Here is a 19,609-nt window from a genome sequence, read left to right on the forward strand (position 1 = left end):
TCCCGGCTTTCGCCGGGACGACACCTGTTATTACGGAGCCCTCAGGTCAAGACGCATCACTTCAACCCCATCACGATTTCCTCGATCTTGATCGGGAAATTCCGCACCCGGATGCCGGTGGCATGGAAGACGGCGTTGGCGACTGCGCCGGCGCTGCCGGTGATGCCGATCTCGCCGACGCCCTTGATGCCGAGCGGATTGACGTGCGGATCGTGCTCGTCGACCGTGATCACCTCCATCGGCGGCACGTCGGCATTCACGGGCACATGATACTCGGCGAGGTTCGCATTCAGGATGCGGCCCGAACGATGGTCCATCACCGCCTCCTCGTGCAGCGCGAAGGAGAGGCCCCAGATCATGCCGCCGTAGAGCTGGCTCTGCACCATCAACGGATTGACGATGCGCCCCGCAGCGAATGCGCCGACCAGCCGCGTCGCGCGGATCTGGCCGAGCTCGGGATCGACCTTGACCTCGGCAAACACGGCGCCATGCGCGTGCATCGCATATTGCGACTGCGCCGCCGCATCGGCCGCGCCGCTGCCGGTGGCGTCGACCTCGGCGAGGCCGGCGCGCGCCAGGATGTCGGCATAGCTTTCGCTGCGCGCATCGTCGTCGCGGCGATGCAGCCGCCCGGCCCGCGCCACCACGCCGGCATTGCCGGCGCCGAACAGCGGCGAGCGCTGGTCCGCGGTCGCGAGCTCGGCGAGCTTTGCGATCACGGCAGCGCCTGCATTGTGGATCGCGGCGCCGACGGTTGCGGTATGCCCCGAACCGCCGGCAATGCCGGCATCGGGCAGATCGGAGCTGCCGGAGCGGAACGTCAGCTGATCGAAATCGAGACCGAGCGCGTCGGCCGAGATCTGCGCCAGCGCGGTCCAGGCGCCCTGCCCCATGTCGTGCGCGCCGGTCTCCATCACGCCTTTGCCGTCGGCGCGGATCACCGCGCGCGCATTGCCCTGGAACATGATGGCCGGAAAGGTCGCGGTACCGACGCCCCAGCCGACCAGAAAGCCGTTCTCGTCGCGCATCTGCTTCGGCTGCAGCGGACGTCCCGCCCAGCCGAAGCGTTCGGCGGCCTTTGCGTAGCACTGGCGCAGCGCCTTCGAGGAGAACGGCTTGCCGGTGGTCGGCTCGACCTCGGCATAGTTCTTCAGCCGAAACTCCAGCGGATCGATACCGCAGGCGAACGCCGCCTCGTCGATCGCGCTCTCCAGCACGATCGATCCGGTGGCCTCGCCCGGCGCGCGCATGAACAGCGGCGTGCCGGTGTCGACGCGCACCGCTTCGTGCGCGGTGCGGATCGCCGGGCTGGCATAGAGCGTGTGCGAGGCGTCAGCGGCGGGCTCGTAGAAATCGTCGAAGCTCGACGTCGTGACCCGCGCCTCATGATTGATCGCGGTCAGCTGGCCCGCATCGTCGGTGCCGATCTGGATGCGCTGGCGGGTCGGCGGACGATGGCCGACCGGGCCATACATCTGGCTGCGGCGCAGCACCAGCTTGACCGGACGGCCGATCAGCTTGGCGGCCATGATGCCGAGCACCTGCGGTCCAGAGATCAGCCCCTTGGAGCCGAAGCCGCCGCCGAGGAACGGGCTGTTGATGTGGATGTTCGCCGGCGGGATGCCGAACAGGCCCGCGATGCGCATCTGCGCGAACCCCATGCCCTGGCTCGGCGTGTCGATGAACAGGCGGTCGCCGTCCCACACCGCGACGATCGCATGCGGCTCCATCGCGTTGTGATACTGCGCCGCCGTCTCATAGGTCGAATCTGTCAGCTTCGCGGCCGCAGCCATGCCGGCATCGATATCGCCGTGGCGAACTTCGGCGGGATTGCCGATGCCGACCACGGGCGGCGCATAGGCCTCGCCGGCATCAAGGCCGACGCGCGCGATCTCGACCTGGTAGCGCGGCGACAGCAGCGCCGCGCCTTCGGTCGCGGCCTCCAGCGTCTCCGCGATCACGACCGCGATCGCCTGGTTGGCGTAGCGCACCTCATCGCTCTGCAACAGCTCCATGCGGAAGGCGAACGGGTTGCCCTTGGCGTCGGGATCTTCCGCCAGCTCCGGCCTGTGCGCCGGCGTCATCACGTCGATGACGCCGGGATGGCGCTTGGCGGCGGCGACATCGAGCGCGGTGACACGGCCGCGCGCGATGCAGCTGGTCGCGATCACGGCATAGACCATGCCGGGCGGATGATTGTCCGCGGCATAGCGGGCCTTGCCGGTGACCTTCAGCACGCCGTCGGTGCGGGTCATCGGCTGGCCGATGTTCGAGCCGTGCCTGATGTGGGCGGGGTCGCGGGTCAGACTGAGTTCAACCGTCATGCGTTACGCTCCTGCAACGGACGAGAAGGGAGAGCCGGGCAGCGCGGGAATGCGATCCGGCGTGCCTGCGGCGGCAAGGGTGAGCGCGCGCACGGCGATGCGCTGCGCGAGCTCGATCTTGAAGGCGTTGTCGCCGGACGGCTTGGCGCCGGCGAGCGCCGCGCGCGCCGCCTCGCGATAAACCGCCGCATCGGGCGCGGCGCCTGCGAGCACCTGCTCGGCCTCATGGGCGCGCCACGGCTTTGCCGCGACCCCGCCGAGTGCGAGCCGCGCCTCGCGGATTTTGCCGTCCTCGATACGCAGGCCGGCCGCGGCCGAGACCACGGCGAAGGCATAGGACGTGCGCTCGCGCACCTTGATGTAGCGGGCATGGCCGGCGAAGCTTCGCGCGTCGGCCGGCAGCCGCAGCGCGACGATCAGGTCGCCGCGCTCCAGCACGGTCTCGCGCTCAGGCGACTCGCCGGGCAAACGATGCAGCGCCTCGAGCGGCAGCTCGCGCCGGCCGCCCTTGCCCTCGATCTCGACGATTGCATCGAGCGCGACCAGCGGCACGCAGAAGTCGGACGGATGGGTGGCGATGCAGCCCTCGCTCCAGCCGAGCACCGCGTGCAAGCGGTTCTCGCCTTTCAGCGCGTCGCAGCCGGCGCCCGGCCAGCGCCGGTTGCAGGCGCTGCCGGCGTCGTAGAAATAGGCGCAGCGCGTCCGCTGCATCAGATTGCCGCCGACGGTCGCAGCATTGCGCAGCTGCGCCGATGCGCCCGACAGCAGCGCCTCAGCGACCGCGGGATAGTTGCGCGCGAACGCGGTGTCATGCGCGAGATCGGCGTTGCGCACCAGCGCGCCGATGCGCAAGCTACCATCGGCCAGATGCTCGATACGATCGAGCCCGGGCAGACGCGTGACGTCGACGAGGCGGCTCGGCCGGCTGACGCCGCCCTTCATCAGGTCGAGCAGATTGGTGCCGGAGGCGAGATAGGTCGCGCCCTTCTCAGAAGCCGCCGCGATCGCGTCCGCGACGCTGGCCGGCCTGACATAATCGAAGTTCATCATGCGGAGCGCCTCTGCTTGCTGGCGGTCATGTTGGATTGTGCCTCGAGCACGGCTTCGGTGATCCCCTGATAGGCGCCGCAGCGGCACAGGTTGCCGCTCATGCATTCGCGCACGCGCTCCGGATCGTCGCCGGCCTGCCCTTCCTGGATCAGGCCGATGCCGCTCATGATCTGGCCCGGGGTACAGAAGCCGCACTGAAAACCGTCATGGGCGATGAAGGCGGCCTGCACCGGATGCAGCTCGCCGGCGCGCCCGACGCCTTCGATGGTGGTGATCTCGGCGCCGTCATGGCTGACGGCGAGCGCGAGGCAGGAATTGATGCGGCGGCCGTCGACCAGGATGGTGCACGCGCCGCACTGGCCGCGGTCGCATCCCTTCTTGGTTCCGGTGAGGTCGAGCCGCTCACGCAACAGGTCGAGCAGGGTGACGCGGGGGTCGTCGAGGGCAATGTCCCGGCGGACACCGTTGATGGTGAGACTGATGGGGAGATTCATGCAAGGCGCTCCGATCCGTGTATGGTCGGGTTGAATCGAGGCAACGCGAACCCATGGCCGCCGATGCATGATCGGCGCGCCTTGTCAGGCCCGGTGCTGGTCGCCATATACGGAGGCATCCTCCGTTTACAAGGGAGGGTGAAAAGAAAAAGGAATGGCCGGTTCATCACCAGAAATTGTCCGCAAGCCGCGCGCCGACGCCGTGCGCAATCGCGAGCGCGTGCTGGAAGCGGCCAAGGCCGTGTTTTCGGCCGGCGGCAGCGAGGCGAGCCTCGAGGCCGTCGCGCGCCATGCCGGCGTCGGCATCGGCACGCTGTATCGCCACTTCCCGACCCGCGAGGCGCTGTATGAGGCGGTCTATCGCCGCGAGGTCGAACAGCTCGGCGATCTTGCCGAGCAATTGCAATGCGCCCCCGAGCCGGTCGAGGCACTGCGGCGCTGGCTGCGCGCCAATGTGGAATTCGTCGCGACCAAGAAGGGCATGGTTGCAGCCCTCGCACTGGTCGCGCATGGCTCGACCGAACTGCACGCCTATTCGTTCGATCGCCTCACCAAGGCGATCGGTACCCTGCTGGCGCGCGCCGTCGCCGCCGGCGCCATCCGCGACGACATCAGCGCCGAGGACGTGCTGCGCGCGCTGATCGGCATGTGCTACATGCACGACCAGCCGGGCTGGCAGACCACGGCGCTCAGGCTGTTGGATGTGTTCGTGGACGGACTGCGGATGCAGCCGGCGGGTGCAGCGGCATCCGCGGCAAAGCCAGCAAAGAAGAAGGCCGACCGGCCGCGCTCGCCGTAGCTGCTACAAGTGTATCGTAATCAGAAATACTCCGCGCGAAGGCCACGTGTTGGGCGCGCGGATTCCGGCCATTGAACGAAGGTCGAATGGGCGATCCGGTGTTTCCATTCGCGCGTCGTCCCCGGGAATGACTATGCTGGCAAAAAACAGGTAGACGCGAGAGCCAACTCCGCGATCTGCCGATTGGCCATGGCGAGGAAAACGCGCGTTCGCGCTCGAGCTTTCGAGGACGACTCCCGGCATTCGGGAAAAGATGCGCCTGCCGTTCATTTGGATTGCCGAAATGAACGAGAGCATCTCATCTCCGTTTATCCGCTACCCTATCGGCACCTCGCTGCTGATGGCCGGCATTCTGTTCGTCGGCATCGTCGCCTATCCACTGCTGCCGGTCGCGCCGCTGCCGCAGGTCGACTTTCCGACCATCCAGATCTCCGCAAGCCTGCCCGGCGCCAGCCCCGAAACCATGGCCTCCTCGGTTGCGCAGCCGCTGGAGCGGCAATTCGCGCAGATTCCCGGCATCGCGCAAATGACCTCGACGAGCTCACTCGGGTCGACCGCGGTCACCATCCAGTTCGATCTGAACCGCAACATCGACGGCGCCGCCAACGACATCCAGGCGGCGATCAATGCCGCCGGCGGCCAGCTGCCCAAGAACCTGCCGTCGCCGCCGACCTATCGCAAGGTCAACCCGGCCGACTCGCCGATCCTGCTGTTGTCGGCGACCTCCGACACCCTGCCGCTGATCAGGGTGAGCGACGCGGTCGACGCCCAGCTCGGGCAGCAGATCAGCCAGATTTCCGGCGTCGCCCAGGTGTTCATCGGCGGACAGCAGAAGCCCGCGATCCGCGTGCAGATCGATCCCGCCAAGCTGGTCGCCAAGGGGCTCTCGCTGGAAGACATCCGCGGCCAGATCGCCATCACCACGGTCGACAGCCCGAAGGGCAACATCGACGGCGCCAGCCGCGCCTACACGATCTACGCCAACGACCAGCTCCCGGATGCCAAGGACTGGAATGACGTCATCGTCGCCTACCGCAACGGCGGCCCGTTGCGGATTCGCGACATCGGCCAGGCCGTCGCCGGGCCGGAAGACATGAAGCAGGCCGCCTGGGCGGACGGCAAGCGCGGCGTGTTCCTCGTCATCTTCAAGCAACCCGGCGCCAACGTCATCGGCACGGTCGACAGGATCAAGGCGCAGCTTTCGAGACTGATTGCCGCGATTCCGCCCGCCATCAAGATCAAGATCATCAGTGACCGGACCTTGACCATCCGCGCCGCCGTCGAGGACGTGCAGATCACGCTGCTGATCACCATCGTTCTGGTCGTCATGGTGATCTTCATCTTCCTGCGCAGCTTCTGGGCTACCGTGATTCCTGCCGTCACCGTGCCGCTTGCGCTGCTCGGCGCCTGCGCGCTGATGTGGGTGTTCGGCTACACGCTCGACAATCTGTCGCTGATGGCGCTGACGATTGCGGTCGGCTTCGTGGTCGACGACGCCATCGTCATGCTGGAAAACATCACGCGCTACGTCGAGCAGGGCGAGCGGCCGCTTGCCGCGGCGCTGCGCGGCGCCGGCGAGATCGGATTCACGATCCTGTCGATCAGCATCTCATTGGTTGCGGTGCTGATCCCGCTGCTCCTGATGGGGGGCGTCATCGGCCGGCTGTTCCGCGAGTTTGCGGTGACCCTGGCGATGGCGATCTTCGTCTCGCTGGTGGTGTCGCTGACGCTGACGCCGATGATGGCATCGCGCTTCCTGCGCGCGCATGGCGAAACCAGGCACGGCCGGCTCTACCAATGGAGCGAAGCGGCATTCGAGCGGATGCTGCATGGCTATGAGCGCAGCCTCGATCTGGCACTGAGCTGGAGCCGGACCACGCTGTGCATCTTCTTCGCGACGCTGGCACTGTCGGTCTATTTGTTCGTGATCATACCCAAGGGATTCTTCCCACAACAGGACAACGGCTTCCTGAACGCCGTATCGGAGATGGCCCAGGACATCTCGTTTGCCGACATGAAGCAGCATCAGGAAGAACTCAGCCGGATCGTCCGGGCCGATCCGGCGGTCGACAGCATGGCCGAGTTCATCGGCGGCGGCGGCACCGCGCTGAATTCGGGCCGCATGTACATCACGCTGAAGCCGCACGAGGAGCGCGACGCGGACGCGCAGCAGATCATCGCGCGGCTGCGGCCGAAGCTCGAGGCGGTCGAGGGTGCACGCCTCTACATGCAAGCCTCGCAGGACGTCCGGCTCGGCGGCCGCGCCACCCGGACGCAGTTCGAGTACACGCTGCAGGACGCCAACCTCGCCGAGCTGAACCAATGGGCGCCGAAGATCCTGGCCAGCATGAAGACTCTGCCTGAGTTGCGCGACGTCGCCACCGACCAGCAGACCGAGGGAACGACGCTGACGATGACCATCGATCGCGACACCGCGTCGCGCTACGGCATCCAGCCGCAGCTGATCGACGACACGCTGTATGACGCGTTTGGCCAGCGCCAGGTGACCCAGTACTTCACCCAGCTCAACAGCTATCACGTCATCCTGGAGATCCTCCCCGAACTGCAGGGCAAGCTCGACACGCTCAACAAGCTCTACATCAGGTCACCGACGACGGGCGACGAAGTGCCGCTCTCGGTGTTCTGCAAGTGGACGACGGTTCCGGTGCGCCCGCTCGCGATCGCGCACCAGGGGCAGTTTCCTGCGACCACGATCAGCTTCAACCTCGCGCAAGGGGTCGCGCTCGGCCAGGCCACCGATGCGATCCAGGACGCCGTCGCCAATCTCGGGGCTCCGGCCACGCTCAGTTCGAGCTTCCAGGGCACCGCGCAGGCCTTCCAGCAGTCACTGAGCTCGGTGCCGCTGCTGATCCTGGCTGCGCTGGTCGTGGTCTATCTGATCCTCGGCATGCTCTATGAAAGCTACATCCATCCGCTCACGATCCTTTCCACGCTGCCGTCGGCCGGCGTCGGTGCACTGGCGATCCTGATGGCGTTCGGCTTCGATTTCAGCCTGATCGCGCTGATCGGCATCATCCTCCTGATCGGGATCGTGAAGAAGAACGGCATCATGATGGTCGACTTCGCGATCGCCGCCGAACGCGAGGAGCATTTGTCGCCGCGCGCATCGATCCGGAAAGCGGCGCTCCTGCGTTTCCGCCCGATCATGATGACGACGATGGCAGCCCTGCTCGGCGGCGTACCGCTGATGCTCGGCACCGGAACAGGCGCGGAAATTCGTCAGCCGCTCGGCTATGCGATGGTTGGCGGCCTGATCGTGAGCCAGGCGCTGACGCTGTTCACCACGCCAGTCGTGTATCTCTATCTCGACAGATTCTCGAACGCGCTCTCGAGCTGGACGGCAACGAAGCGGGACGACGATGCCGAACCGCCGTTGAAGAACGCCGCCGAATAGCCATTCGCGTGCGACGACGAGACCTACCCGAACCGGTGATCGTAGCGCTTGATCGACAGCTCCTTGGTGTCGATCTCGGGCTTCTTGCCGGAGAGCATATCGGCCAGCACCCGGCCCGAGCCGCAGGCCATGGTCCAGCCGAGCGTGCCGTGGCCGGTGTTGAGGTGCAGATTGGCGAACCGTGTCGCGCCGATCACCGGCGGGCCGTCCGGCGTCATCGGGCGCAGGCCGCACCAGAAGGTGGCCTTGGGCAGGTCGCCGCCGCGCGGAAACAGATCGGTCAGCGAGTGGTCCAGCGTCGCGCGCCGCGCATCGTAGAGCTTGGTCGAATAGCCCGAGATCTCGGCGGTGCCGCCGACCCGGATGCGATCGCCGAGCCGGGTGATCGCGACCTTGTAACTCTCGTCCATCACGGTGGACTCAGGCGCGCCGCTCGCGTCCTTGATCGGCACCGTGATCGAATAGCCCTTCACCGGATAGACCGGCAGCGAGATGCCGAGCGGCCGCACCAGATGCGGCGAGTAGCTGCCCAGCGCCAGCACGTAGGCATCGGCGGTCATCAGGCCGGCACTGGTCGCAACGCCGGTGATGCGGGTCGTATCCGCGTTCAGGCCGTCGATGCCGACATTGAAATTGAAACGCACGCCGATCTTCTCGGCTTCCAGTGCGAGCGCCTGGGTGAACATGTGGCAGTCGCCGGTCTCGTCATGCGGCAGCCGCAGCCCGCCGGCGAATTTCTGCTTCACGCCGGCCAGCGCCGGCTCGGCTTTAATGCAGCCCTCGCGGTCGAGCACCTCGAACGGCACGCCGTATTGCTTCAGCACGGCGATGTCATCGCCGGTGTGATCGAGCTGGGCCTGCTCGCGAAACAGCTGCAGTGTTCCCTGCGCACGCTCATCGTAGCGGATGCCGATGTCATTGCGCAGCGCCTGCAGGCAGTCGCGGCTGTATTCCGCGATCGGGATCATCCGGCTCTTGTTCACCGCGTAGCGCGACGTGGTGCAGTTGCGCAGCATCTTCAGCAGCCAGAGCCACATCACGGGATCGAGCTTCGGGCGGATCACCAGCGGACCGTGCTTCATCAGCAGCCACTTCACCGCTTTCACCGGCACACCGGGGCCGGCCCAGGGCGACGAATAGCCCGGCGACACTTCGCCGGCGTTGGCAAAGGAGGTTTCGAGCGCGGGCTTCGGCTGACGGTCGATCACCGTCACCTCATGGCCGGCGCGCGCAAGATAATAGGCCGAGGTGACGCCGATCACGCCACTGCCGAGAACAAGGACCTTCACTTTTCCTCACATCCTGCAGCGAAAACGCAATCGCCGCTGCGAAACCACTCTGCTTCGCAACGGCGACAGCAATTTGTAGAGCTAGCTAAAGATTAGCTAGAGCTCGTTCCGATCCAATCGGAACGAGCTCTAGCTTCTAGTTCGCCGCGTTTTCTTCACGCGAACCGGTTTCCACTTCGCTCGAAAACGCTTTGCAATTATCAGGCCACGCGCTTGATGGCGTCGCCGAGGATCGAGACGATGTCGTCGATATGCGACTTCTCGACGATCAAGGGCGGCGACAGCGCCAGCGAGTCGCCGCTCATGCGGAAGTAGAGGCCGCGATTGAAGCAATCGACCATGACGTCGTAGCCGCGCGCACCGACGGCACCATCACGCGGCGCGAGCTCGACCGCGCCCATCAGGCCCTGGTTGCGGATGTCGACGACGTTCGGCAGGCCCTTGAGCGAATGCAGGCCATCGCGCCAGTAGTCCGAGAGCGAGGCGCCGCGGGTCAAGAGACCCTCGTCCTTGTAGATGTCGAGCGTGGCAAGACCTGCGGCGCAAGCCACCGGATGCGCCGAGTAGGTGTAGCCGTGGAACAGCTCCATGGCGTTGTCCGGGCCGACCATCAGCCCATCATGGACCTGGCGGCTGGCGAACACCGCGCCGCACGGCACGGTGCCGTTGGTGATGCCCTTGGCGGTCGTCATCATGTCCGGCGTCACGCCGTAGAAGTTGGCGGCGAACGGCGTGCCGAGGCGGCCGAAGCCGGTGATGACCTCGTCGAAGATCAACAGGATGCCGTGCTTGGTGCAGAGCTCGCGCAGGCGCTGCAGATAGCCCTTCGGCGCCGGCAGCACCGCGGTCGAACCGGGCACCGGCTCGACGATCACGGCGGCGATGGTGTCGGCGCCATGCAGCGCGACCATCCGCTCGACGTCGTCGGCGAGCTCGGCGCCGTGATCCGGCTGGTCCTTGGCGAAGGCGTTGCGGGCGAGATCATGGGTATGACGGATATGGTCGACACCCGGCAGATGGGTCGCGAACTGGCGGCGGTTGGCGACCATGCCGCCGACCGACATGCCGCCGAAGCCGACGCCGTGATAGCCGCGCTCGCGGCCGATCAGGCGGGTGCGGGTCCCCTGCCCGTTGGCGCGATGATAGGCCAGCGCGATCTTCAGCGCAGTGTCGACCGATTCAGAGCCCGAATTGGTGAAGAAGATCCGATCCAGCCCCTTCGGGGCGATCTCGGCGAGGCGCTCGGCGAAATCGAACGCCAGCGGGTGGCCCATGTTGAAGGAGGGCGCGAAGTCCAGCGTGGAGAGCTGGCGCTCGACGGCGGCCGCGATCTGCGGGCGGCCATGGCCGGCGTTGACGCACCAGAGACCGGCGGAGCCGTCGATCACCTGCCGGCCGTCGACCGAGGTGTAGTACATGCCCTTGGCGGAGGAGAACAGCCGCGGCGCTTTCTTGAACTGCCGGTTGGCCGTGAAGGGCATCCAGAACGAATCGGTCTTGATGGTGTTCGGAATCTGATGAACGGTCACGGCGGCGCTCCATTGCTGACTGCGCCTAGTCGGACCACTCTTCACGGCACTCAACAAGTCCTTTTCTGTCGCACGGCAAGCCATTGATCTTGTTGAGGCGGTCTGCGACTATTTGTTCGATCCGCAACACCTGCAACAGGGATCTTCCATGAGCGTCGACATCGGCGGTCGGCTTCGATTCATCCGCGCGCGGCACAAGCTGTCGCAGCGCGAGCTCGCCAAGCGCTCCGGCGTGACCAATTCGACGATTTCGCTGATCGAATCCAACCAGATGAACCCGTCGGTCGGCGCGCTCAAGCGCATCCTCGACGGCATCCCGATGGGGCTTGCGGAATTCTTCGCGATCGAGCCGGAGCGGCCGCGCAAGGCGTTCTACCGCGCCGACGAGCTGACCGAAATCGGCAAGAAGCCGATCTCCTACCTCCAGATCGGCGACAGCCTGTTCGGACGTGCGTTGCAGATCCTGAAAGAGCGCTACGAGCCCGGCAGCGACACCGGCCGGGTGCCGCTGGTGCATGAAGGCGAGGAAGGCGGCATCGTGGTCTCGGGCCGGCTCGAGGTCACGGTCGACGACGAGCGGCGGGTGCTCAATGCCGGCGACGCCTATTACTTCGAAAGCCGCCGCCCGCACCGCTTCCGCTGCATCGGCGCCAAGCCGTGCGAGGTGATTTCGGCCTGCACGCCGCCGACATTTTGAACCCGGCGCAGTCGCTGCGCGACCCAAGCCGCAAGGGCCGCATGTCGCGGCCTCGCAGGTGACGTCGATGCCTTGCTCCCCACGGCTTGCGGCCGCCGTCGCGGCCATCTCGGTCCTTGCATCAGGCGCGTCGGCTGCGATGGACGATTTCCTGCGCGCATCGAGCAATGCGCCGACCGCGATCAAACTATGCGGCAATAGCGGCGACGACCGGATCAAGACCGCGGACTGCAAGAAGGCCGGCTACGACAAGCTGGTGGCGCAGATCGACAAGGCGTTCGACGCGGCGCTCCCCAAGCTGCCGGCGAATGTCAGGCCGCTGTTGAAGCGCGACCAGGCCTGGTTCAACGAGATGATCATCGATGCCGCGGACGTGCTGGCCGATGCCGACGAGGACGAGCTGAAGGCAAGTTTCGCCGCGACCTTGCGCCGCCGCGCCGCCGCGCTTGAGGGCATGGCATCCGGCCGTCCGGGCCTGTCAGGCAACTGGGTCAATGCCTTCGGCCACCTCACGCTGACGCCGACCGAGGGCGGCGCCTATCGCCTCGCCGCCGATCTGCGCGGCGACTATGGCGGCGATCGCAGGCGAACCTGCAAGCTGACGGCCGATCTGAAGCCCTCGGGGACTGCCTGGCTCTCCGGCCCCGTGCTGATCGAGGTGGACGCATCCACCGACAAGCCCAAAACCAAGATGGCGACCGACGCCGCCGCCTCAAGCAAGCCGCCGTCAATCAAACTTCGCCGCCAGGGCGACACGCTGCGGATCGTCGGCACCATCGATGACGAGGAGTTTGACGGGCTCAACGACTGCTCGTCGATGTGGCAGGTCACCGGCAGCTACTTTGCCGCCGGCAAGGATGCGGCATCCGACAAGGCCGACACCGCATTCATCGCGCCGACCTTCGACTGCACCAGGCCCGAGACCGCGACCGACGAGGAAATCTGCGCCGATCCTGATCTGGCCGACAACGACCGGCGGCTGAACCGCGCCTGGAAGGCACTGCAGCCGCGGCTCGACGAGGCGACGCGGCGCGCGCTGATCGACGACCAGCGCAACTGGGTGAAGAGCCAGACCGAACAATACCCGGAATTCCTGCATCCGGCCTGGAACAAGCAGAGCTCGCTGGTGCACTTCACCGTCGACGCGCGCGATCACGTCAACGGATTGCAGCGCGAACGCCTGGCGCTGCTCGAAGGCTTTGACGACAAGCGCAGCGGGCTTGCCGGCATCTGGCTGGCCTATAACGCCGTCATCAAGGTCACTGTTGAGAAAGACGGCACGCTGAAGGCGACCGGATGGAAGTGGGACCAGGGCGACTGGAAGGCCGGCTGCGACTACGAGATGACGGGCAAGGTGGTCGGCGGCGCGTTCCGCTCCGACGAGCAGCGCAAGAATCCGGATACGCTCGAGCGCGACCATGCGATGCTGATCGTCAACCGGCAGGACGATGCCTTCGCCAGGAAGCGCACCGGGAAGGATGGCACCGAAGACAGCGCGGACGAGGCAAAATGCAAGCGCCGGCTCGACAACTCCTCGACCGCGCGGCTGTTTCCGGCCCGTCCGTCGCCCGACATCGACAATTTCAAGGGCTCGATCAGGTAGCGGCGCGGCCGGACGGGTGCGGCATCACAGATTGCGGGTCTGGTGGTCGCCATAGGCGATCACGAACGCGACCGTCGCGAACATCATGGTCACGGCGATGACGACGAGAATGGTATCCAGGGTCATGACGGTCCTCCAAGATTGGCAAAGCAAGGTTAGTGCGCCGGCCGGAGGAAGCCTTGCGGCAGATCAATTTTCGACGGGAATCGCGCGTGAAACCACGCCGGATTTGCCGCGTAAGCTCAAGGATCGACCAGGGAGCCTCCCGATGCGCGCGATCGCCCTCATTGCCGCCGTTCTGTTCGCCATCGCTGCGCCGGCCATGGCCGACGATGTCGGTGCCGCGCAGGACGTAATCCGCGCCCAGGAACAGGCGTTCGGCCGCGACGACGCCGCGGCGGCCTATTCCTATGCCGCCCCCGCGATCCGGCAGATCTTTCCGCAGGCCGATCTCTTCATGTCGATGGTGCAGAACCAATACGCGCCGGTCTATCGCCACAGAAGCTTCGAGTTCGGCGAGGCGCGTAGCGAAGGCGACCAGATTGCGCAACGCGTTCACATCGTCGACGCCAATGGCGAGGCGTGGGAGGCGCTCTATACACTGGAGCGGCAGGCCGACGGCAGTTTGAAAATCACCGGCTGCTCATTGCTGAAGGCCGGTCAGGCGGTGTGATCGCACGGTTCGGGTCCGCAACGGTCACCCGAAGACAGTCGCTTCAGGACAAGCCCTTTCTCAGCCGGAGCCTGTCTTCAAGCCAGTCGAATATGACTTCATTGGCCAATGTAGGGTTGTCGATATGCCCCTGCATGGCGGCGGTTTCGGCACGCCGGAACAGGATCAGACTGGCGTCGCGATGAATGCTGCTCAATTGGTTGCCGAATTCGATCAAGGCGCCTGGAAGGAGCCAGCCGCCCTCACCCGCGGTGACGAGGAGCGGACAATCGATGCTTCGCGAGATCGCATTGGCTTCATCGAGCCATCCGGCCTGCTCACCGTCGCCGGCTTGCCGATAAAAGAAACTCTTCTCGTGCGAGTCCCAGATTCCGGCGTCGCAAACCGCCGCGGCAAACCGGGCATCACTAGCGGCTGCCCGGGCGACCAGGGACGAGTTGCAGGCGTCCGCCACGATGGCGATCCGCGTGCTGTCGACACCGGGCTGCTCCGAAAGAAAGTCGAGGACGCGGCTCATCGCCGCTTCGAACTTGTGGCCCTCGAGCCGTTCCGGCGACAAGGCCGTCTGCGTCCCCAGCAGATCCACGACGAGAAGCGCGAACCCGCGCTCGCTGGCATGACCTGCGTATTTGGTGATCAATTCTTCCTTGTAGGAACCTGGCTCGCCAATGCACACGATGACGGGTCCGTCGTCGCGCAAGGTTGACGGCAGGTAGTAGGCCTGAAGAGACAGGTCTTCCGTCCAGGGAATCGAGAGCACCTGGCCGGCCGGAACCCGGGTCTTCAAGAAGCTGGTTGCGCATCGCCGCATGCCGTCGACGGCACGGTTCAGCCAATCGTTGGCATATCCGGGAGGCCTTACAGCGGCGTGAAAGTAGGTGGTCGCCCGAAGCCAGTTGCGGCGGGCGGTGACCAGATTGTTGTTCAGCAACGAAAGCTCAGCTCTCGCCTCGTTCAGTTCCGCGGTCTTGATCCACTCTTCCGACCACGAGTTCTCTGATGCGAGGTTTATCTTGCTCAAAGTCAGCCAGCATTCGGAGACCGTCGAGCCGCCTTCCTGTGCGGCAGCCAGAAGCTTGATGAACTCCGCCGACAGATCCTCGCGATCCGGCCAGGCGGGCCAGCCCTTGTCATCGAACTCGACGCTGCTTGACGAGGCTCCACGCGCCCCACAATGCTCATGCATATTTCGTCAACTCGTTCGCACCCGGCTCCGCTGCCGGTACGCGTGAAAGGTACGAGTCCGCCCGTTGGAGTCGACGAGCCGCCGCTTCGGTCGCCGCGAAAAAACTGGCGCCGAAATCGCAAACGCCAATCACGCGGCTCTCCCAAGAAATTATTCCAATTGGGCTTCATATAATTGAAGTAATTCGGCGGCGGCAATTGTTGATATGGCGGCGCAGGAATGCGTTGCGCTTATGCCTGAGGGCCGAATGTTGCTGCAGCAATCGTTGCCGAGCAAATGCTCGGTCATGTTCCGGATGCCATCGACTCACTTTGTCTCGTGTGGCGAACTTGCCGTGGCGCGCTCACGGGATCGCGAGAACCGGCACGCCGCCACTCACTCGGCCGTGACTTCGCAACGCAGGTCGCTCGACGCGCGTCGGCACTGCGCAGGCTTATCCCGGCACCGCTAAGCGGATGCGTTGTCGCCGTCGTCCTGCATCGCCAGCTCCCGATCGCTGGACCTGATGAAACGCTCGACCAGCCCAAGCTCCGGATCGCGCGACCATGCCGCTTCAAATGAAAAACCTCCGGCAGGGCATTGCCGGAGGTTCTGGAGGTTTCATGAAGAAGTCTGATATCTCCCTCGTCATGGTCGGCAGAGCAACCGACACCCAGTTTGTACATGATAGACTAATGTTAGTAAATCATACAACAGACTCTTCTTTCAAAATCAAAGCCTCGACAGTTTCCCGTCGAGGCTTTGGGTCGCGATCAAGTCCGGATCAACCCGGCTTTACCAGTTGCGCTGCGCGCGCAGCAGCAGCATGTAGGTATCCTGGTTGCTGAGAGAGTAGACGGCGGCCGGCTTGCCGATCGCAGCGCTACCCGGATAGGTGATGGTGCCGGCGTAGTTCTGATCCAGATGGGTGTAGGTGAAGTCAGCCGAGAAGGTCAGGTTCTTCACCGGAGTCCACTGGGTCTGCGTACCGATCTGCGCAATGCTGTAGTCGGGGTTGCACGAGGTCAGATTCGACGTGGCGCCGATCAGGACGCCGAACGATCCTCCCACGCCAGTCCCGCCGGGGCCGCAGATGTAGCCTTTGGCGGTGCTGTTGTAGTTAACCTGAGCCCACGCACCGTAGACGCTGGTGTTCCAATAGGGATTCCAGTTGTGGACGTATGCACCGCGCACGCCGTACGTCGTGATCAGCTGCTGCGAGCCGCCGCTGACGAACACGCTGTCCGGCGCGATGCCGAAGCCGATGCTCTGGTAGGCACCGGGAACGCTGGTGTTGCCGAAGTAGGTGAACGCACCGGCACCCGAGAGATCCTGGATGTTGTAGCGCGTTGCGCCGTTGGTATAGACGCCCTGGACGTTGATGGTGTCGCCAGGTCCGGTCGGGATGTTCTTGATCGACAGGGCCAACTGACCCGCCCAACCCCACTTGTCGTCCGGATGACCGGTCAACTCGGTGGCGCCGTAGTAGGCCGCGTGATTGTCATGCGCCGCGAACGACGCCTGGAACAGACCCCAGGCCTGGTCGACGCGGAGAGACGCGACCAGATCCGGAGCGATCGTGCCGGCATAGTCGCTCGCGCCGTAGGGACCGAGAGCGCCGGTACCGACCACACCGAGATTCTGCACGCCGGCCTGATAGTAGGCCGACTGATCCTGGGCCGACAGGGCCAGCGACACGCCGTTGCCAAACTGCGCGGTGTAGGTGAACTGGTTCACACCGGTGATCGTGCCGCCGCCGCCGACGAGACCGTCGAAGTTGTTGCCCGGATAGTTGGCCCACGGCGCCGAGAACTGCGACACCGCCTTACCCATGGTGAAGCCGGCGAACTGGATGAAGGCGTAGTAGACGCCGACCGTGCCGGCGGCGACACCGCCTGCACTTGCGTTGTTCGGGGCAGCAGACGTTCCGATCGGCGAGTAGACCGTCGAGCCTGCTGCGGCGCCCGCGCCATAGCTGTCCGAGGTCCAGCTGAAAGTCGCATCGAAGAAGGTACGAACCACGCCGTATTCGGTCGCGGTGCGGGTGTCGACGTTCAGGTCTTCGCGCGAGCGCCAGGTGTAGCCGTTGGTGAAGCGGTTCTGTGCGCCGCCAGCGCCGGCGTAGTTGCCGGTGTGGTCCGAGTTGGTGTTCGCCAGAACGTCCATACGCAGGTAGCCGCCCAGCTTGATGCAGGTGTCGGTGCCCGGAATAAAGTAGAAGCCCGGACCATAGAGCGAGCAGACCTTCACGTACTCGACTGCCTTGGCCTTGACCGGAAGGTCGGCCGCCATGGCTCCACTGCTCGCGGCGAGAGTTGCCACCGAGCCCAACAAAAGGCCCTTTACGATCTTCATGCTATCCTCCAAGTGATGCCTTGCACTGCTGGCAAAGCGACAAACGTTCCCCTCCCGAAAACCGCTGCGGCGCAGCCATTTTCAAGATGCTCGTGGTCAACTCGGCCACTGCAGGCGTGAGATGGTGGATGCCCCCCATCTACGACGGGGAACAATGCAAGCGGGTCGTCACATATTCAACTTATATTAGTTAGTCATTCTATGTTTGCGCAGCCATGTGTCATTCAGGCAACGCATCGACGAACATTTTCGTCACGGCGGCCGCTTCAAAAATTGCTCGATACTCGATATCTGTGAAGATGAATTTTTGTTAAGGTGCGTCATGACCGAGCGCAAATCGACCGACAAACTGCAGGACGCGGCTGAGCGATTGGCTTGGGAAATCGTGTCGACCAGCATCCGGCTCGACGAGTTGCGCAGCATCTGGGCCAAGATGATCGGAATCACCGGTCCGCAATGGATGATCATGACGGTGCTGGCGAATGCCGAGGACCGCAGCGTCGTCCTGCCGGTCGGCGCGGTGTCGAGGGCACTGCGCGTCGATCAGTCGTTTGTGGTGACGCAGTCGAAGCTGCTCGAAAAGAAGAACCTTGTGCGCCGCAAGAGCTCGACCGAGGATGCCCGGGTCGTGAACCTGTCACTGACCGAGCACGCCAAGAAGCAGATGGCGAACCTGTCCGCGCAACGCAAAGAGTTGAACGAGTTCGTCTATTCCGACCTCGATCTGCGGGAGTTGCTGCAACTGACCGGCAAGATGGATTCCATCAAGAGCCGCCTGGAAAAGGCGATCGCTAGGATCTCGGTCGATCTTTAGGACGTTGCCGAGATCCCGCTTCACACTTTGCGCTTACGCGGCCGTTCCGGTCCGGATCATGCTCTTATCTGAGCATGATCTCCTCGGAAAACCGCTTTGCACTTTTCCGGATCATGCCATCGCCAGCCGCTGCCGCGACCGCATCAGGAGCAGCAGGATGATGCTGACATTGAGCAGGTTCCAGGCCAGGCCATTGGCGAAGGCCGCGGCATAGGAACCGGTGGCGTCGAAGATCACGCCCGAGATCCAGCCGCCAAAGGACATGCCGAACACCGAGGCGAAGATCACGATGCCGATCCGGGTCGCGGCCTCGGCGGCCGGCATCGCCTCGCGCACGATGATGGCGTAGCTCGGCACGATGCCGCCCTGGAACAGGCCGAACATCGCCGAGATGACGTAGAGCGAGGTCAGGCTGTCGAAGAACAGGTAGAACAGCAGCGCCGCGCCCTGCGCGATCGAGCCAATCAAGAGCGTGCGGATGCCGCCGATCCTGTCGGCGAGGAAGCCGGAGCCGATCCGGCTGATGATGCCGAAGCCCAGCATCAGCGACAGCATCTCGGCGCCGCGCGCCACGCCGTAGCCGAGATCGCCGCAATAGGCGACGATGTGAACCTGCGGCATCGACATCGCCACGCAGCAGGAGATCGACGCGAGCGACAGGATCGCGGTGAGTGCGTTGGTGGAGAGCCGCATGTCGACCCGCGGCGGCGCCGCGTTGACATGGCTGCGCCGGGTCGCCGCCCCCATCAACAAACGCAGCACCACGAGCGCAAGCGCCATCGCGATCGCGGTGAAGATGCCGATCGCGATATGGGTGGTGCGCCAGCCGATGCTCTGCATCCCGAAATTGACCAGCGGCGGCCACACCGTGCCGCCGACGTAATTGCCGCTGGCGGCGATCGCGACCGCGAGGCCGCGGTAACGCTCGAACCAGTGCGAGGCCTCCGCCATCAGGGGACCGAAGGTGGCGGCCGACGACAGGCCGATCGCGAAATGCAGCAGGATGAAGGCCCAGATCGACAGCGCGTAGCCGGCGCAGATGTAGCCGAGGCCGAGAATGCCGATCCCGGCGCCGATCGCAGCGACGATGCCGTAGCGATCGCTGATCTTGCCGGTCACGACCTGGCCGAGGCCGAAGCCGAGCATCACCATCGTGAAGGCGAGCGACGCCGTTCCGCGGGTCGCGCCGAAGTCGGTCTGCACCGCCGGCAACGCCACCACGACCGACCACATGCCGACGCTGCCGAGCGAGCCGATCACCACGGCTATGGCAAGGCGCAGCCATGCCCGGCGCGAGTCGGGAATAAACACTGCGGCTTCAGGGGAAAATTCAGAAGAAATTACCACGGCACGCGGAACTTCGTCGGCATTTGCTTCCGGGTCAAGCCACATTGCCGAGAGA

General features: G+C 64.8%; 14 protein-coding genes. 6 read left to right on the plus strand and 8 right to left on the minus strand.

Translation table 11 applies throughout. The features are described 5' to 3' along the window. Nucleotides 1-56: 56 nt before the first annotated feature. Genes AAFG13_RS16035 through AAFG13_RS16045 form a run of 3 tightly spaced genes read right to left on the minus strand, consistent with a single transcriptional unit; the run spans nt 57 to nt 3,868 of the window. Nucleotides 57-2,324 (minus strand): xanthine dehydrogenase family protein molybdopterin-binding subunit, encoded by a 2,268-nt coding sequence (locus AAFG13_RS16035; protein ID WP_342712606.1) that lies wholly within the window; start codon nt 2,322-2,324, stop codon nt 57-59. Between the two features lie 3 nt (nt 2,325-2,327). After that, nucleotides 2,328-3,374, minus strand: a complete 1,047-nt coding sequence (locus AAFG13_RS16040) for a xanthine dehydrogenase family protein subunit M (protein ID WP_342712607.1) — start codon at nt 3,372-3,374, stop codon at nt 2,328-2,330. Then, entirely contained in the window at nt 3,371-3,868 is a 498-nt protein-coding gene (locus tag AAFG13_RS16045) for a (2Fe-2S)-binding protein (RefSeq protein ID WP_342712608.1), read from the minus strand. The genes AAFG13_RS16040 and AAFG13_RS16045 overlap by 4 nt, the downstream gene beginning before the upstream one ends. A gap of 154 nt (nt 3,869-4,022) precedes the next feature. On the opposite strand from AAFG13_RS16045, the gene AAFG13_RS16050 reads away from it, so the two are divergent. Continuing rightward, nucleotides 4,023-4,667 carry a TetR/AcrR family transcriptional regulator gene (locus AAFG13_RS16050; protein WP_342712609.1) on the plus strand — a complete coding sequence of 215 codons (645 nt, stop codon included), beginning with the start codon at nt 4,023-4,025 and terminating at the stop codon, nt 4,665-4,667. Nucleotides 4,668-4,950: 283 nt separating this feature from the next. Continuing rightward, on the plus strand, nt 4,951-8,082 hold the full coding sequence (locus AAFG13_RS16055; protein ID WP_342712610.1) for a multidrug efflux RND transporter permease subunit: 3,132 nt from the start codon (nt 4,951-4,953) through the stop codon (nt 8,080-8,082). A 23-nt stretch (nt 8,083-8,105) separates the two neighbouring features. Here AAFG13_RS16055 and AAFG13_RS16060 read toward each other — a convergent pair whose 3' ends face one another. Then, complete coding sequence (locus AAFG13_RS16060) at nt 8,106-9,371, minus strand: D-amino acid dehydrogenase (protein ID WP_342712611.1); 1,266 nt, start codon at nt 9,369-9,371, stop codon at nt 8,106-8,108. Nucleotides 9,372-9,571: 200 nt separating this feature from the next. Next, nucleotides 9,572-10,900, minus strand: coding sequence for an aspartate aminotransferase family protein (locus AAFG13_RS16065; protein ID WP_342712612.1), 1,329 nt, complete (start codon nt 10,898-10,900; stop codon nt 9,572-9,574). A 148-nt stretch (nt 10,901-11,048) separates the two neighbouring features. On the opposite strand from AAFG13_RS16065, the gene AAFG13_RS16070 reads away from it, so the two are divergent. The 3 genes from AAFG13_RS16070 to AAFG13_RS16080 all read left to right on the plus strand — a co-directional run bounded on the left by AAFG13_RS16070 (nt 11,049) and on the right by AAFG13_RS16080 (nt 13,873). After that, a complete protein-coding gene (locus tag AAFG13_RS16070) occupies nt 11,049-11,597 on the plus strand; it encodes a cupin domain-containing protein (protein ID WP_018273259.1) in 549 nt (182 codons plus the stop codon). A gap of 67 nt (nt 11,598-11,664) precedes the next feature. Next, nucleotides 11,665-13,200, plus strand: coding sequence for a lysozyme inhibitor LprI family protein (locus AAFG13_RS16075; RefSeq protein WP_342712613.1), 1,536 nt, complete (start codon nt 11,665-11,667; stop codon nt 13,198-13,200). Between the two features lie 268 nt (nt 13,201-13,468). Continuing rightward, nucleotides 13,469-13,873 carry a DUF4864 domain-containing protein gene (locus AAFG13_RS16080; protein ID WP_212316387.1) on the plus strand — a complete coding sequence of 135 codons (405 nt, stop codon included), beginning with the start codon at nt 13,469-13,471 and terminating at the stop codon, nt 13,871-13,873. Nucleotides 13,874-13,916: 43 nt separating this feature from the next. Here AAFG13_RS16080 and AAFG13_RS16085 read toward each other — a convergent pair whose 3' ends face one another. Together AAFG13_RS16085 and AAFG13_RS16090 are read right to left on the minus strand one after the other, a co-directional pair. Next, nucleotides 13,917-15,059: a dienelactone hydrolase gene (locus AAFG13_RS16085; protein ID WP_212316388.1), complete on the minus strand. Its 1,143-nt coding sequence runs from the start codon at nt 15,057-15,059 to the stop codon at nt 13,917-13,919. 774 nt (nt 15,060-15,833) lie between these two features. Continuing rightward, entirely contained in the window at nt 15,834-17,393 is a 1,560-nt protein-coding gene (locus AAFG13_RS16090) for a porin (protein ID WP_342712614.1), read from the minus strand. Between the two features lie 322 nt (nt 17,394-17,715). Between AAFG13_RS16090 and AAFG13_RS16095 the strand changes: the two genes are divergently transcribed. Next, on the plus strand, nt 17,716-18,207 hold the full coding sequence (locus tag AAFG13_RS16095; protein WP_342712615.1) for a MarR family transcriptional regulator: 492 nt from the start codon (nt 17,716-17,718) through the stop codon (nt 18,205-18,207). A 111-nt stretch (nt 18,208-18,318) separates the two neighbouring features. Here AAFG13_RS16095 and AAFG13_RS16100 read toward each other — a convergent pair whose 3' ends face one another. Then, complete coding sequence (locus AAFG13_RS16100; protein ID WP_342712616.1) at nt 18,319-19,518, minus strand: MFS transporter; 1,200 nt, start codon at nt 19,516-19,518, stop codon at nt 18,319-18,321. Between the last annotated feature and the right edge of the window lie 91 nt (nt 19,519-19,609).

Origin of the sequence: Bradyrhizobium sp. B124, from assembly GCF_038967635.1 — a bacterium.
Lineage (GTDB): Bacteria > Pseudomonadota > Alphaproteobacteria > Rhizobiales > Xanthobacteraceae > Bradyrhizobium.